The following is a 12405-nucleotide window of genomic DNA, read 5'->3' as shown; positions in this document are numbered from 1 at the left end:
CGACGGCCCGGGGGCGGTGGCGCACAGCCGCCCCCGGGCCCGGGACCTTCCGGAGGAAACCCTGTGCCGACCACCCCCGGACGCTGCTGCACTCCAGTACGAGGAACGGACCGGCCCGTCGCGCCCGTCGCACTTCCGCCCGCCGCACCGCTGCCCGCCGCACCGCGGGGGGCCCGGGTGGCGCGGCAGCTGACCGAACTGCCGGGCGGACGCTTCCTGATGGGCACGGACGACCGCGACGGCTACCCGGCCGACGGTGAAGGGCCCGTCCGCACCGTCGAGTTGAGCCCGTTCCGGATCGCGCCGACCACGGTGACCAACGCCGCCTTCGCGACCTTCGTCAAGGACACCGGCTACCGCACCGGGGCCGAGGCGTTCGGCTTCTCGTACGTCTTCGAAGACTTCCTGCCGCCACAACTCGCGGCCACCGCCGAGGCGGTGGCCGGGGTGCCGTGGTGGCGGGCGGTCCCGGGGGCCACCTGGCGGGCACCGGAGGGGCCGGGCTCCACGGTCACCACCCGCCAGAACCACCCCGTCGTCCACGTCTCCTGGAGTGACGCGCGGGCGTACTGCGCCTGGTCCGGCACCCGGCTGCCCACCGAGGCCGAGTGGGAGTACGCGGCCCGGGGCGGCCTGGAGCAGGCCCGCTACCCGTGGGGCGACGACCTCACCCCGGGCGGGCGGCACCGGTGCAACACCTGGCAGGGAATCTTCCCCACGCTGAACACGGCCGCCGACGGTCACCGGGCCACGGCCCCGGTGACCGCCTTCCGCCCCAACGGCTTCGGGCTGTACAACACCGTCGGCAACGTGTGGGAATGGTGCGCCGACTGGTTCAGCCCCGACCACCACCGCCACGCCGGCGCCCCGCGCCGCGACCCCCTCGGCCCGCCGGGCGGCGCGGCGCGGGTGATGCGGGGCGGCTCCCACCTGTGCCACGCGTCCTACTGCAACCGCTACCGGGTGGCGGCGCGCAGCTCCAACACCCCGGACAGCTCGGCCGGCAACATCGGATTCCGGGTGGCGGCCGACTGACGGGCGCTCACTCCCGCGGGGCGACGGGCTCGCCGAAGGTGGCGGCGAGGGCCTGCCGGAGGGCGTACCGGTTGTCCAGGTGGCGGGCCCGCAGTGCCGGTGTCGAGATCATCAGCCGGACCCGGGCGAGCAGGAACCGCCCGTCCGCCGTCAGGGCGCCGGGGCGGGGCGGGTCCGCCCCGCCCCGGCGCGTCAGTGGGGTGCTCCGTGGAGCCGGCCGGGTCAGTGGCCGCTCCTGAGGTTGAGCACGACCACCCCGACGATCACCAGCGCGATCCCCAGCCACTGGAGCCGCCCGAGCGACTCGCCGAAGGCGACCACGCCGATCCCGGCGACCGCCGCGGTGCCGGCCCCGGACCAGACCGCGTACGCCACCGAGACCGGTATGTGCTTGAGCGCGCGGCCGAGCAGCAGGAAGGAGAGCGCGTAGCCGAGGCCGACGCCGAGGCTCGGCCAGAGCCGGGAGAACCCCTCGGTGAGCTTGAGGCAGCTGGTGGCGCAGACCTCGCTGACGATGGCGAGGGTGAGCAGCAGATAGGGCATGTCAGGGTCGAACCGCGCCGGCGGCGGCGAGCTTCCCGAGCAGGGCGAGGTCGGCCTGCTCCAGGCTGGCGAGCAGGGTGATCCGCTCGCCCTCGGGCATCGGCACCGGGGTGGACGGCACGGCGAGCACGGCGCAGCCGGCCGCGGTGGCGGAGGCGACCCCGGTCGGGGTGTCCTCGACGGCGAGGCAGACGGCCGGGTCCAGGCCGAGCCGCTCGGCGGCGGCGAGGTACGGGTCGGGCGCGGGCTTGGTGCGCGCGGTGTCCTCGGCGGCCAGGGTGACGGCGAACCAGTCCCGGCCGATGGCGGACAGCACCAGGTCCACCACCCGGCGCGGGGAGGCGGAGACCAGTGCGGTGGGCACCCGGGCGTCGCGCAGCGAGGCCAGCAGGGCGAGCGCGCCGGGGCGCGGCACCGTCTCGGCGGCGACCTTGCCGGCGAAGGACTCGCCCAGCCGGAAGGCGAGTTCGGCCTCGCCGAGGCTGGTGCCGCTGACCCTGTGCAGATGGGCGGCGGTGTGTTCGACGGCCTGGCCGAGCACCTCGGGGGCGTCCTGGTCGGTGAGCGGGCGGTTCAGCTCCTCGGCGAGCTCGGCGGCGGTCTGCCACCACAGCTGCTCGGTGTCGACCAGGGTGCCGTCCATGTCGAACAGGACGGCGGCGGGCCGGGCGGGGGATGCGGGCATGGCGGTGTCAGGCATGGCGGTACCTTCGGTGGTTCTTCGGCGCTTCCACGGGCGGAGAGCGGGGAGGTACGAGGCTCTCAGGCCGCGCGGCGGTCCACCAGTACCGGGCGGTCCGGCAGGGTGAGCGCGGCCCGCGCGCCGGCCGGCAGCGCGGCGGCGGCCTCGGTGGGCAGGTCGGCCTTGACCTCGGTGCCGTCCGCCAGGCGCACGGTGAGCCGGGTGACGGCGCCCAGGAAGGAGGCGGTGACGACGATCCCGGGGCCGTCCTCGTCCGGGGTCAGGATGACGTTCTCCGGGCGGACCAGCACCTGGAGTTCGCCGTCGGCAGGGACCTCGCCGTCCACCGCGTGGCGGCGGCCGAGCACCTCGACGCCGTCCGGGGTGCGGGTGCACGGGATGCGGCTCATGGTGCCGACGAACTCGGCGACGAAGGCGGTGGCCGGCCGGCCGTACAGCTCGGACGGGGTGGCGCACTGCTCCAGCCGGCCGGCGCGCAGCACCGCGACCCGGTCGGCCATCGACAGCGCCTCCTCCTGGTCGTGGGTGACGAACAGGGTGGTGATGCCCAGCTCCTGCTGGAGGCGGCGGATCTCGTCGCGCAGCTGGAGGCGGACCTTGGCGTCCAGCGCGGACAGCGGCTCGTCCAGCAGCAGGACGCGCGGCTGGAGGGCGAGCGCGCGGGCGAGCGCGATGCGCTGCTGCTGGCCGCCGGACATCTGGTGCGGGTAGTGCTCGGCGCGCTGCGGCAGGCCGACCAGCTCCAGCAGCTCCTGGGCCCGCTTGCGGCGCTCGGCCTTGCCGGCGCCGCGCATCCGCAGCCCGAAGGCGACGTTGTCCAGCGCGGTCAGGTGCGGGAAGAGGCTGTAGGACTGGAAGACCATGCCGGCGTCGCGCTTGTGCGCGGGGATCGCGGTGATGTCCCGGCCGTCGACCAGCACCTCGCCGGAGTCGTGCTGCTCAAAGCCGGCCAGGACGCGCAGCGCGGTGGTCTTGCCGCAGCCGGACGGGCCGAGCAGGGCGAGCAGTTCGCCCGGCCGGACGGTCAGGTCCAGGCCGTCGAGGGCGGTGGTGGTGCCGAACGCGCGGCGCAGGGAGCGGAACTCGACGGTGGCGCTGCCGGGGGAGAGCGGGACGCCGTTGGCGATGGCGGTGGCCGTGGTCATGATGGGTGACTCCGGGTGGGGTTCAGGAGGTGGCGGTCTTGGTGCGGCGCTCGCGCCCGGCGGTGGCCAGCAGGAGCAGCAGCAGCCAGGTGAGCAGCAGGCTCAGGATGGAGACCGCGACCGACATGTGGGCCTGGCTGTTGCCGACCGAGTAGATCCAGACCGGGAAGGGCTGGAAGCCGAGGATCGAGGCTGCGGTGAACTCGCCGAGCACCAGGGCCAGGGTGAGGAAGGAGGCGTTCAGCAGGGCCCCGCGCAGGTTGGGCAGGACGACGGTGAACACCGCGCGCGGCCAGCTCGCGCCGCAGTTGCGGGCGGCCTCGACCAGGGTGCGCACGTCGATCGAGCGCAGGCCGGCGTCCAGGGCGCGGTAGGCGAGCGGCAGGGCCATCAGCACGTAGGCGATGACCAGCACCAGCGGGAAGTCGGGGTTCTGGATGAACACGAAGGTCTGGAAGAACGGGGTGTCCATCAGGTAGTCCGGGCCCCACTTGAGCACGCCGATCAGGCCGGCGGTCAGGGCGACCGGCGGGACGACCAGCGGCAGGGTGCAGAGCACGTCGATGACCGGGCGCAGCTTCGGCGAGCCGAGCCGGACGGCGATCAGCGCCGGGACGAGCAGGAGCAGCAGCACCACGACGGTGACGAGGGCGAGGCCGAGGGTCAGCCAGAGGCTGTCCAGGAAGCCGGGGGCGGAGAGCAGCCCGGTGTAGGCCGCGAAGGAGATGCCCTGGGGGTCGTCGATGGAGAACCAGAAGGAGGCCGCGAGCGGGACGGTGAAGTAGACGCCGGCGAGCAGCAGCACGGCACCGCGCCACCAGCGCACGGTGCGGCGGCCGGGACGGGCGGGGGTGGTCAGCTGAGCCATCGGGCGCTCCGGCGCTGGAGGGGGAGGTACACGGCCATCACCAGGACGGCCACGACGATCATGTTGAGGCTGAGGGCGAGGGCGAGGTTGCCCTGGCCGACCAGCACGTTGCCGGAGAGCGCGTCCGCGATCGAGCGGCTTACCAGCGGGACGGTCGCGCCGACCATGGCGGCGGCCGTCGCGTAGGCGGCGAAGGCGCTGCCGAACAGCAGCACGAAGCCGCCGAGCAGGGAGGGCAGCAGGATCGGCAGGGCGACGTGCCGCCAGTACTGGACGGTGGTGGCGCGGTTGTTCTGGGCCGCCTCGCGCCACTGGGTCCGCAGGCCGTCCAGGGCCGGGGTGATGGTGAGCACCATCAGCGGGATGAGGAAGTACAGGTACACGATCGTCAGACCGGTGAACGAGTACAGCGACCAGCCGTGGTCGGTGAGGTGCAGCAGCTTGGTGATCTCGCCGGCGTTGCCGAGGGTGGCGACGAACGCGAACGCGAGCGGCAGGCCGCCGAAGTTGGCGAGCACTCCGGAGGCGGTGAGCACCGCCTGGCGCAGCCAGCCGTGCCGGGAGGTGACGACGGCCTGGGCGAGCGGCAGCCCGAGCGCGGTGGCGAGCAGCGCGGTCAGCGCGGAGAGCTTGAGGCTGCTCAGCATGGCCGTCAGGTAGCCGCCCTGGACGGAGTCCGCCAGGTTGTCGAGGGTGAACTGCCCGGCGCCGGTCTCCGCGTCGCTGGAGGTGGTGAAGGCGCCGATCACGATGGCGACGGTCGGAAGTCCGAAGCCGATCAGGAAGAACAGCAGCAGCGGTACGGCGGCCAGCCAGGACGCGCCGCCGAGGCGGGCGAACCGCCGTCGGCGCGGGGCGGGAGCGGTGGTGGCGGGGGAGGTCGTGGCGGTGGCGGACGCCCCCGCGCCGCCACCGGGGGAGGTGGCGGCGGGGGTGGTCGGCACCGGGGTGGGAGCCGTGGTCATGAGTGCCTTTTCTCAGCCCGAGGTTCGGTGCGTGGCGGGGTGGTCAGCCCGCGATGGCCTTGGTCCAGTTCTCGGTGACGACCTTCTTGGCCGCGTTGATCTGGTCCACGGTGGGGAAGGTGGTGAACGGCTTCTCGACGGTCGGCAGCTTCGCGGCGCCGGCGGTGTCCAGGGTGCCGTCCTTCTTCAGGGCCTCGAAGGTGGACGGAGTGGCGTAGCCGCCGAGGAAGAGGTTCTGGCCCTCGGTGCTGAACAGGTACTCCTGCCACAGGCGGGCGGCCGCCGGGTGCGGGGCCCACTTGTTGATGCCCTGGTTGTAGAACTGGGCGTAGGAGCCGTCGGTGGGGATGGAGACCTTCCAGTCGACGCCCTTGTCCTTGAACTCGTCGGTGTAGCCGGCGTTCAGGTAGGACCAGTCGATCGAGATCGGGGTCTCGCCCTTCTCGACGGTGGCCGGGGTCGACTCGACCGGGTTGAAGTTGCCGGACTGCTTCAGCTTGCCGAAGAAGTCGATGCCGGGCTGGATGTTGTCCAGCGAACCGCCGTTGGCGAGCGCGGCCGCGTAGACGCCGCCGAAGGCGGAGCCGGACTTGGTCGGGTTGCCGTTGAGGGCGACCTGGCCCTTGTACTCCGGCTTGAGCAGGTCGGCGAAGGTCTTGGGGCAGTTGGCGATCTTCTTGGCGTCGCAGCCGATCGAGACGTAGCCGCCGTAGTCGTTGACGGCGGCGCCGTTCGCGTCCTTCATGGTGTCCGGCACCTTGTCGAAGGTGGCCACCTTGTAGGGGGCGAGGATGCCGTCCTTGACCGCCTGGAGGGCGAAGGCGCTGCCCAGGTCGACCACGTCGGGGGCGCGGTCCTGGCCCTTGCGGGAGTTGATCGCGTTGATCTCGTCCTGGCTGGAGCCGTCCGGGTTCTCCTCCTCGACCTCGATGCCGTACTTGGCCTTGAAGCTGTCGATGATCTTGCCGTAGTTCGCCCAGTCCCGGGGCAGCGTGATGACGTGCAGCTTGCCCTCCTTCTTGGCGGCGGCGACCAGGCCGTCCATGCCGCCGAAGTCGGCGGCGGAGACGGCCGTCTTGGCGTCCTTGCCGCCGCCCTTGGCGGCGTCGCCGGACTTGGCGCTCGAACCGGCGGAGCCGCAGGCGGTGAGGGAGAGCGCGGCGGCGGTCAGTACGGCCGCGAAGGCGGCGGCGCGGGCGCGGTGCACGGTCACGGGGAAGTCTCCTGTTGGGGGGCGTACTGCGAGGGGCGTTCGCGGGATGGTCCGCGGGCTGGCGTCTCGCGAAGACGGCGGTCCCGCCGGGGTGAGCGGCTGTTCGACGTCGTCCGAGTTGACTAGCCAACTTTGCTGACATCAGTAAGTACGCCGGAGCCCGGTGACGGGAAGGTGAACGGACGGCCCGGAACCGGGGTCGGCTGCGGGAACGGTGGAACCAGGCCATCGGAGCGTGATCCGTTCGGTGCGATGCTTCGAAGGCGCAGCGGGATAGGGTCGGGCTGTCCGCGCCGGTACGGCTGCGCAGGACACCGCCCCAGGAGGGAACTTGACTGACGTGGCAACTGAGCCCCAGCGCCCCGAGGCCGAGGGGCGCCCGGCAGCCGGAGACCACCCGGCCACCGGGGAACGCCCGGCCGAGCGCCCCGGCGCGCTGTACCGGAAGGTGGCCGCCGACCTGCGGGAAGCGATCACCACCGGCGCGTTCGGCGAGGCCGGCCGGCTGCCCGCCGAGGGCGCGCTGGCCGAGCAGTACGGCGTCTCCCGCGGCACCGTCCGCCAGGCGCTCGCGGTGCTGCGCTCCGACGGACTGGTCACCTCCCGCCGCGGCACCCGCCGGGTGGTGCTCGGCGGCGCCCGGGTGCAGAGCTTCTCCGAACTGCTCAGCTTCACGCACTGGGCGTACTCGATGGGCGAGGAGCCCGGCGGCATCCTGGACTCGCTGGTGCGCCGCCCCGCCGACGCCGCCGAGCGCGAGCAACTGCGCCTGGAGCCGGGCGCCGAGGTGTACGTCATCGTCCGGCTGCGGACGCTGTCCGGCGCGCCGGTGATGGTCGAGCGCACCGTCTACCCGCCGAGGGTCGGCGAGATCGTCGCCGAGCTGCCGCCGGACGTGGTCTCGCACACCGAGGTGCTGCGCGAGCACGGCATCCTGTTCACCGACGCCGACCACACCATCGACGTCGTCGCCGCCAACGCCGAGGACGCCCGGCTGCTCGGCTGCCGCCGGGGCGGTCCGCTGCTGCGCGAGCGGCGCCGCACCACCGACCCGACGGGCACGCCGGTGGAGTGGTCCCAGGACCGCTACCTGCCGGGGACGGTGGCGTTCAGCGTGCACAACTCCCTGGCCACCTCGGCGCTTTCGCGGCACGCGCGGGAGCTGGACTGAGCCCGGGCCCGACCGGACGGGCGGGCCGGCCCGCCCCGCCCGCCCCGCCCGTTCCGTCCGCCCTGCCTGCCCCGTCCGTCCTGCCCCGCTACCGCATGAGCGCGGCGAGCAGCGGGCGGTAGTGAGCGAAGCCCGGCGTCGGCGCGCCGGCCACCTTCGCCTGCTCGTCCCAGCGCCGCACCGCCACCGCGTCCCGGGCGCCCGGGAGTTCGGCGAAGGCGGCGGCCTGGCGCTCGTCCATCGGGCCGCCCTGGACGTTCAGCGTGTACTCGGAGGCGGCGGAGAGCTTCTCCCGGTAGCCGGGCTCGACCGCGCACAGGTAGCGCTTGGCGGCCACGTGCAGCCGGACCGGCTCGGTGACCTCGGGGTCGAACCAGCGGGCCAGCCAGTCGGCCCCCGAGTCGCTGTGCCGGTTGTCCTGACCCTTCATCAGATTCTGTCCGTGTGAGGACTCCTGGCCGTGCGCGTCGAAGAAGTGCCCGATGTCGTGCAGCAGTGCGGCGGCGACCAGGTGGTCCGGCGCCCCCGCGGCCTCGGCGGCAGCGGCGGCCTGGAGCATGTGCTCGGCCATGGTGACCTCCTCGCCCAGGTACTCCCCGGCGCCCTCGCCCGCGAACAGGGCGGCGATCGCGTCCAGCGCGGCGGCGCGGCGGCGCAGCACGGCGAGGGTGCTGTTCAGCCCGTCCACGTCGGCGTAGCAGCCCTGGAGATGCCGGTGGCCGTCCTGCTGGAAGGCCGTACGGGCGTGCAGCAGACGGGTGTTGTCGAAGATCAGGCAGTCGCCGGGGGTGAGCCGGAAGGTGAGCTGGAGCTCGGGGCGCAGGGTGATCGCGGCGAAGCGGCGGTAGGCGGTGTAGAAGGCGCCCAGGCCCTCGCCCCGCAGGGTGCCGATCGACCGGTTGTTGAACCTGACCTCGCGGATCCTCCCGTCGGCGCCCACGTCGATCAGCGGGCGGTCGGCGCGAAGTTCGGTGCGGTGGTCGCGGAACACGAACGGGACGGGCGTGCGGGTGAGCGTCCCGAAGTCGTCCGGCGCCTCCTCGCGCAGCAGGGCCGCCGCCTTGAACCCGTCCACCAGGCCGGAGTCGCCGCCGGTCGCCGAGTTCTCCAGGCAGTGCAGCAACTGGAGCGTCGGCACCGGGTCCCGGTACGGGTTGTCGCTGTGCGGGGCGATGGCGACGCTGGTGAAGGCCAGGTTGTTCGGGTCCGGCTCGACCCGGACGTCGAACAGCTCCCCGTAGTTGGTGACCCGGACGTACCCGAAGCTCTCCGCCACCCGCAGCACCTGCCGCTCCAGCGCCGGCACCCCGCGCAGCACCGCGAAACCGTCGCTCCGTACCGCGGCCAGCACGGCGGCCTGCTCGGCCGGGTCGGTCAGGTAGGCCTCCCACCGGGCCTCCGGGATGCCGGGCGCGAAGTCCGCGGCCGTCCAGAGCCGCTTGTCCCGCTCGGTGCGCCCGTCGCCCCCGTCCGTCTCGTCGAGCCACTCCAGCGGGTAGCGGGAGCGGTGCCCGTCCGACCAGAGCACCTCCAGGTGTCCGTCGGCCTCGGTGCTCGTCGCGATCGCGAGCCCCTGCGGCAGGTCGCCGATCTGGAACAGCTTCTGTCCGTTGCGCGGGTCCCGGCACTCGGCGCACGGGCAGTTGTCGCGCAGCCAGTACGGCGGCAGCTCGGTCATCGGTCTCCTCCTCGGCGGGACTACGGCTGTCGTATCGGCTGAAGTTGTATAGCCAACTTCACTCCGCGGTCTGGAGCCTGCCTGCCCCCGGTGAGTTCCGCGTGCCCGGCAGGTGAACGCTGCGGGAACTGTGCCGGGAGGTCGCACCCGACGGGCTGTTCGAGTGAGGGGAGCGGGGTGCGGGGTGTCCCGGGGCGGGGAGGCGGTGGGGCTGCGGCACTGTCGGAGGAATTCCTCCTGCTTCGAGAGGTGACCGGCCATGGCCCACTCCTCCTCCAACCCGCCGGCCTCGGGGCGCACCGGGCTGCGGCGCGAAGTCGGCGTCGTCGGACTGCTCTGGGCCTCGGTCGGGGCGATCATCGGATCCGGCTGGCTGTTCGGGGCGCAGAAGGCGGTGGTGGCGGCCGGGCCGGCGGCGCTGCTGTCCTGGGGCATCGGCGCGGTGGCGATCATCCTGCTGGCGCTGGTGCACGCCGAACTGGGCGGGCTGTTCCCGGTGGCCGGCGGCACGGCGCGCTACCCGCACTACGCCTTCGGCGGGTTCGCCGGGATGTCCTTCGGCTGGTTCACCTGGCTCCAGGCCGCGACCATCGCGCCGATCGAGGTGCAGGCGATGATCAACTACGCCCGGCACTGGACCTGGGCGCGCGGCCTGCTGCACGACGACCTGACCCTCACCGGGCTCGGCTTCGTGGTCGCGGCCCTCCTGCTCGGGGTGTTCGTCGCGGTCAACTTCCTCGGCGTCCGGCTGCTCGCGCACACCAACAGCGCGGCCACCGTGTGGAAGGTCGCCATCCCGGTGCTGACGATCTTCGCGCTCGGCCTCACCGAGTTCCACGCCTCCAACTTCGACGTGCACGGCTTCGCGCCGGACGGCGCCAAGGGCGTGCTCACGGCGATCAGCAGCAGCGGGGTGATCTTCGCGCTGCTCGGCTTCGAGCAGGCCATCCAGTGGGCGGGGGAGAGCCGCAACCCGCGCCGGGACATCCCGCGCGCCGTGCTCGGCTCGGTCGTGGTCGGCACCGTCGTCTACGTGATGCTCCAGGTGGTGTTCATCGGCGCGCTGCCGCCGGAGACCTTCGCCCAGGGCTGGAGCACCCTCGACTACCCGGGGATCAGCGGGCCGTTCGCCGGCCTCGCGACCCTGATCGGCCTCGGCTGGCTGGCCACCGTGCTGTTCGTCGACGCGGTGATCTCACCGGCCGGCACCGGGCTGGTCTACATCACCTCCAGCTCCCGGGTCACCTACGGCCTGAGCCGCAACGGCTACGCGCCGCCGGCCCTCCAGTCCACCGACAAGCGCGCGGTGCCCTGGCTCGGCCTGCTCATCGCCTGGGCGGCCGGGGTGATCTGCTTCCTGCCCTTCCCGAGCTGGCAGCGGCTGGTCGGGTTCATCACCTCGGCGGTGGTGCTGATGTACGCGGGCGCGCCGCTGGCCTTCGGGGTGCTGCGCAAGCGGCTGCCGGGGATGGAGCGCTCGTACCACCTGCCCGGCGGCGCGGTGGTCTCGCCGCTGGCCTTCGTGGTGGCGAGCCTGGTCGTCTACTGGTCCGGCTGGGACACCCTGTGGCGACTGGGCCTGGCGATCGTGACCGGTTACCTGCTGCTCGGCGGGTACTCCTGGTACGCGCGCTCGAAGGGGGTGCCGAACGCGCCCCGGATGGACTTCGGGGCCGGGCAGTGGCTGCCGGTCTACCTGGTCGGCATGGGCCTGATCTCCTGGCAGGGCACCTTCGGGGTGGGCGCGCGGGGGAACCTGCCGCTGTGGTGGGACATCGCCGTCGTGGTGGCGTTCTCGCTGGTCGTCTACTACTGGGCGCTGGCGATCGCGCTGTCGGCGGAGGAGATCGAGCGGAACATCCGGGGCGTCGAGGTGGTGGACGTCAACGGGCACTGAGCCCGGGTACGGCGGCGGCTCCGCGGGACGTCCCGCGGAGCCGCCGCCGTGTGCGGGCGGGTCGCTCAGGCCGCGACGGCCGCGCTCCAGGCGGCCTCGGCGGCGGCCAGGGCGGGCGCCGGGTCGGCGTCCGTCGCCCCGGCGAGGCCGGTGAGGCAGGCGCGGACGGTGTCCGGCGAGGCCGCCCGGCCGTAGTGGTTGACCCGCAGCATCGAGCCGGCCAGCGCGCCGCCGCCCGGCTGGACCGGCAGGGCCGGGTCGAGGCGGGCGGCGAGGGCGGTCGCGTCGACGCCGTCCGGGGTGCGCAGGGTGGTGGCGACCGGGGCCGCGTGGGCGTCCTCGACGACGTACGGGGACAGGGTGCCGAGCGCGCGGACCCCGGCCCGGGTGGCGGCGGAGGCGGCGCGGTGGCGGGCGATCACGGCGGGCAGGCCGTCGGCGGCGATCCGGTCCAGGCAGGCGCCGAGCGCGAGCATCTCCAACTGGGCCGGGGCGTGCGGCAGTACGGTGCGGCCGGCGTCGGTCCAGCGCTCCTTCCAGTCGAGCAGCGAGAGGTAGGAGCGGCGCGGGGCGGCCGGGTTGGCGGTGATCCGCTCCCAGGCGCGCTCGGAGACGGACACGGCGGACACCCCGGCCGGGCCGCCCATCGCCTTCTGGCCGCCGATGACGCACAGGTCGACGCCCCACTCGTCGGTGAGCAGCGGCTCGGCCGCGACGGAGGCGACCGCGTCGAGCATCAGCAGCGCGCCGTGCTCGCGCACCGCGGCACCGATCCCGGCGACCGGGTTGGTGTTGCCGGTGGCGGCCTCGGCGTGCACCAGGGAGACGAAGTCGATCTCCGGCGTGCTCTCCAGGGCCTCGGCCACCTGCTCGGCGCTCACCGCGCTGTCGAACGGGACGGCCAGGTCGACGACCTTCGCGCCGCAGGAGCGCAGCCAGTTGCCGAAGGTCTGCCCGTACGGGCCGGTGACGATGTTCAGGGCGGTCGAGCCGGGGTGCGCGGCGCCGCGGATCGCGGCCTCCAGGGGGAGCAGGGCCTCGCCCTGGGTGACGATCACGTCGGCCTCGGTGTGCAGCAGCGAGGCCACCCGGTCCTCGATCGCCGCGAACTCGGCGGCGCTGAGCGGGGGCAGGTCGAGGAAGGGACTCACGTCTTTATCGCCTTTCGCGGGGTGGGGGTGCCGGCA

The 12405-nt window shown here is 73.5% G+C and carries 11 protein-coding genes; 3 read left to right on the top strand and 8 right to left on the bottom strand.

Going from position 1 to position 12405, the window contains the following annotated elements; all coding sequences use genetic code 11:
- Window positions 1–63: 63 nt before the first annotated feature.
- A complete protein-coding gene (locus tag ACZ7C5_RS33230) occupies window positions 64–1035 on the top strand; it encodes a formylglycine-generating enzyme family protein (protein WP_470324110.1) in 972 nt (323 codons plus the stop codon).
- A gap of 222 nt (window positions 1036–1257) precedes the next feature.
- Here the strand turns inward: ACZ7C5_RS33230 and ACZ7C5_RS33225 are convergent, their stop codons facing one another.
- From ACZ7C5_RS33225 to ACZ7C5_RS33200, 6 genes are all read right to left on the bottom strand, one after another.
- Window positions 1258–1578, bottom strand: a complete 321-nt coding sequence (locus tag ACZ7C5_RS33225; RefSeq protein WP_188300193.1) for a DMT family transporter — start codon at window positions 1576–1578, stop codon at window positions 1258–1260.
- Between the two features lies 1 nt (window position 1579).
- The gene (locus ACZ7C5_RS33220; protein ID WP_470324109.1) at window positions 1580–2278 is read right to left on the bottom strand and encodes an HAD family hydrolase; all 699 of its coding nucleotides are present in this window, start codon (window positions 2276–2278) and stop codon (window positions 1580–1582) included.
- 62 nt (window positions 2279–2340) lie between these two features.
- The gene (locus ACZ7C5_RS33215; protein ID WP_470324108.1) at window positions 2341–3426 is read right to left on the bottom strand and encodes an ABC transporter ATP-binding protein; all 1086 of its coding nucleotides are present in this window, start codon (window positions 3424–3426) and stop codon (window positions 2341–2343) included.
- A gap of 22 nt (window positions 3427–3448) precedes the next feature.
- Window positions 3449–4294 carry an ABC transporter permease gene (locus ACZ7C5_RS33210; RefSeq protein WP_401091006.1) on the bottom strand — a complete coding sequence of 282 codons (846 nt, stop codon included), beginning with the start codon at window positions 4292–4294 and terminating at the stop codon, window positions 3449–3451.
- Window positions 4282–5259, bottom strand: coding sequence for an ABC transporter permease (locus ACZ7C5_RS33205; protein ID WP_401091008.1), 978 nt, complete (start codon window positions 5257–5259; stop codon window positions 4282–4284). The genes ACZ7C5_RS33210 and ACZ7C5_RS33205 overlap by 13 nt, the downstream gene beginning before the upstream one ends.
- A gap of 43 nt (window positions 5260–5302) precedes the next feature.
- Window positions 5303–6472 carry an ABC transporter substrate-binding protein gene (locus ACZ7C5_RS33200; RefSeq protein WP_401091009.1) on the bottom strand — a complete coding sequence of 390 codons (1170 nt, stop codon included), beginning with the start codon at window positions 6470–6472 and terminating at the stop codon, window positions 5303–5305.
- Between the two features lie 436 nt (window positions 6473–6908).
- Here ACZ7C5_RS33200 and ACZ7C5_RS33195 point away from each other — a divergent pair, with 436 nt between their 5' ends.
- The gene (locus tag ACZ7C5_RS33195) at window positions 6909–7643 is read left to right on the top strand and encodes a GntR family transcriptional regulator (RefSeq protein ID WP_188300203.1); all 735 of its coding nucleotides are present in this window, start codon (window positions 6909–6911) and stop codon (window positions 7641–7643) included.
- Window positions 7644–7731: 88 nt separating this feature from the next.
- Here ACZ7C5_RS33195 and tmpA read toward each other — a convergent pair whose 3' ends face one another.
- Window positions 7732–9321 (bottom strand): 2-trimethylaminoethylphosphonate dioxygenase, encoded by a 1590-nt coding sequence (gene tmpA, locus ACZ7C5_RS33190; protein WP_470324107.1) that lies wholly within the window; start codon window positions 9319–9321, stop codon window positions 7732–7734.
- 259 nt (window positions 9322–9580) lie between these two features.
- Between tmpA and ACZ7C5_RS33185 the strand changes: the two genes are divergently transcribed.
- A complete protein-coding gene (locus tag ACZ7C5_RS33185) occupies window positions 9581–11218 on the top strand; it encodes an APC family permease (RefSeq protein WP_470324106.1) in 1638 nt (545 codons plus the stop codon).
- Between the two features lie 65 nt (window positions 11219–11283).
- Here the strand turns inward: ACZ7C5_RS33185 and ACZ7C5_RS33180 are convergent, their stop codons facing one another.
- Entirely contained in the window at window positions 11284–12369 is a 1086-nt protein-coding gene (locus ACZ7C5_RS33180; RefSeq protein ID WP_470324105.1) for a pyridoxal-phosphate-dependent aminotransferase family protein, read from the bottom strand.
- Window positions 12370–12405 lie beyond the last annotated feature (36 nt).

This window comes from Kitasatospora sp. NPDC036993 (genome assembly GCF_055607525.1).
This window is presented reverse-complemented; position numbering and strand designations above follow the sequence as displayed.

What these genes read in the sequence shown, in the direction of transcription:
- ACZ7C5_RS33225 (WP_188300193.1), bottom strand. Translation starts at nt 1,578, where the DNA reads ATGCCCTATCTGCTGCTCACCCTCGCCATCGTCAGCGAGGTCTGCGCC.
- ACZ7C5_RS33205 (WP_401091008.1), bottom strand. Translation starts at nt 5,259, where the DNA reads ATGACCACGGCTCCCACCCCGGTGCCGACCACCCCCGCCGCCACCTCC.
- ACZ7C5_RS33220 (WP_470324109.1), bottom strand. Translation starts at nt 2,278, where the DNA reads ATGCCTGACACCGCCATGCCCGCATCCCCCGCCCGGCCCGCCGCCGTC.
- tmpA (WP_470324107.1), bottom strand. Translation starts at nt 9,321, where the DNA reads ATGACCGAGCTGCCGCCGTACTGGCTGCGCGACAACTGCCCGTGCGCC.
- ACZ7C5_RS33215 (WP_470324108.1), bottom strand. Translation starts at nt 3,426, where the DNA reads ATGACCACGGCCACCGCCATCGCCAACGGCGTCCCGCTCTCCCCCGGC.
- ACZ7C5_RS33210 (WP_401091006.1), bottom strand. Translation starts at nt 4,294, where the DNA reads ATGGCTCAGCTGACCACCCCCGCCCGTCCCGGCCGCCGCACCGTGCGC.
- ACZ7C5_RS33185 (WP_470324106.1), top strand. Translation starts at nt 9,581, where the DNA reads ATGGCCCACTCCTCCTCCAACCCGCCGGCCTCGGGGCGCACCGGGCTG.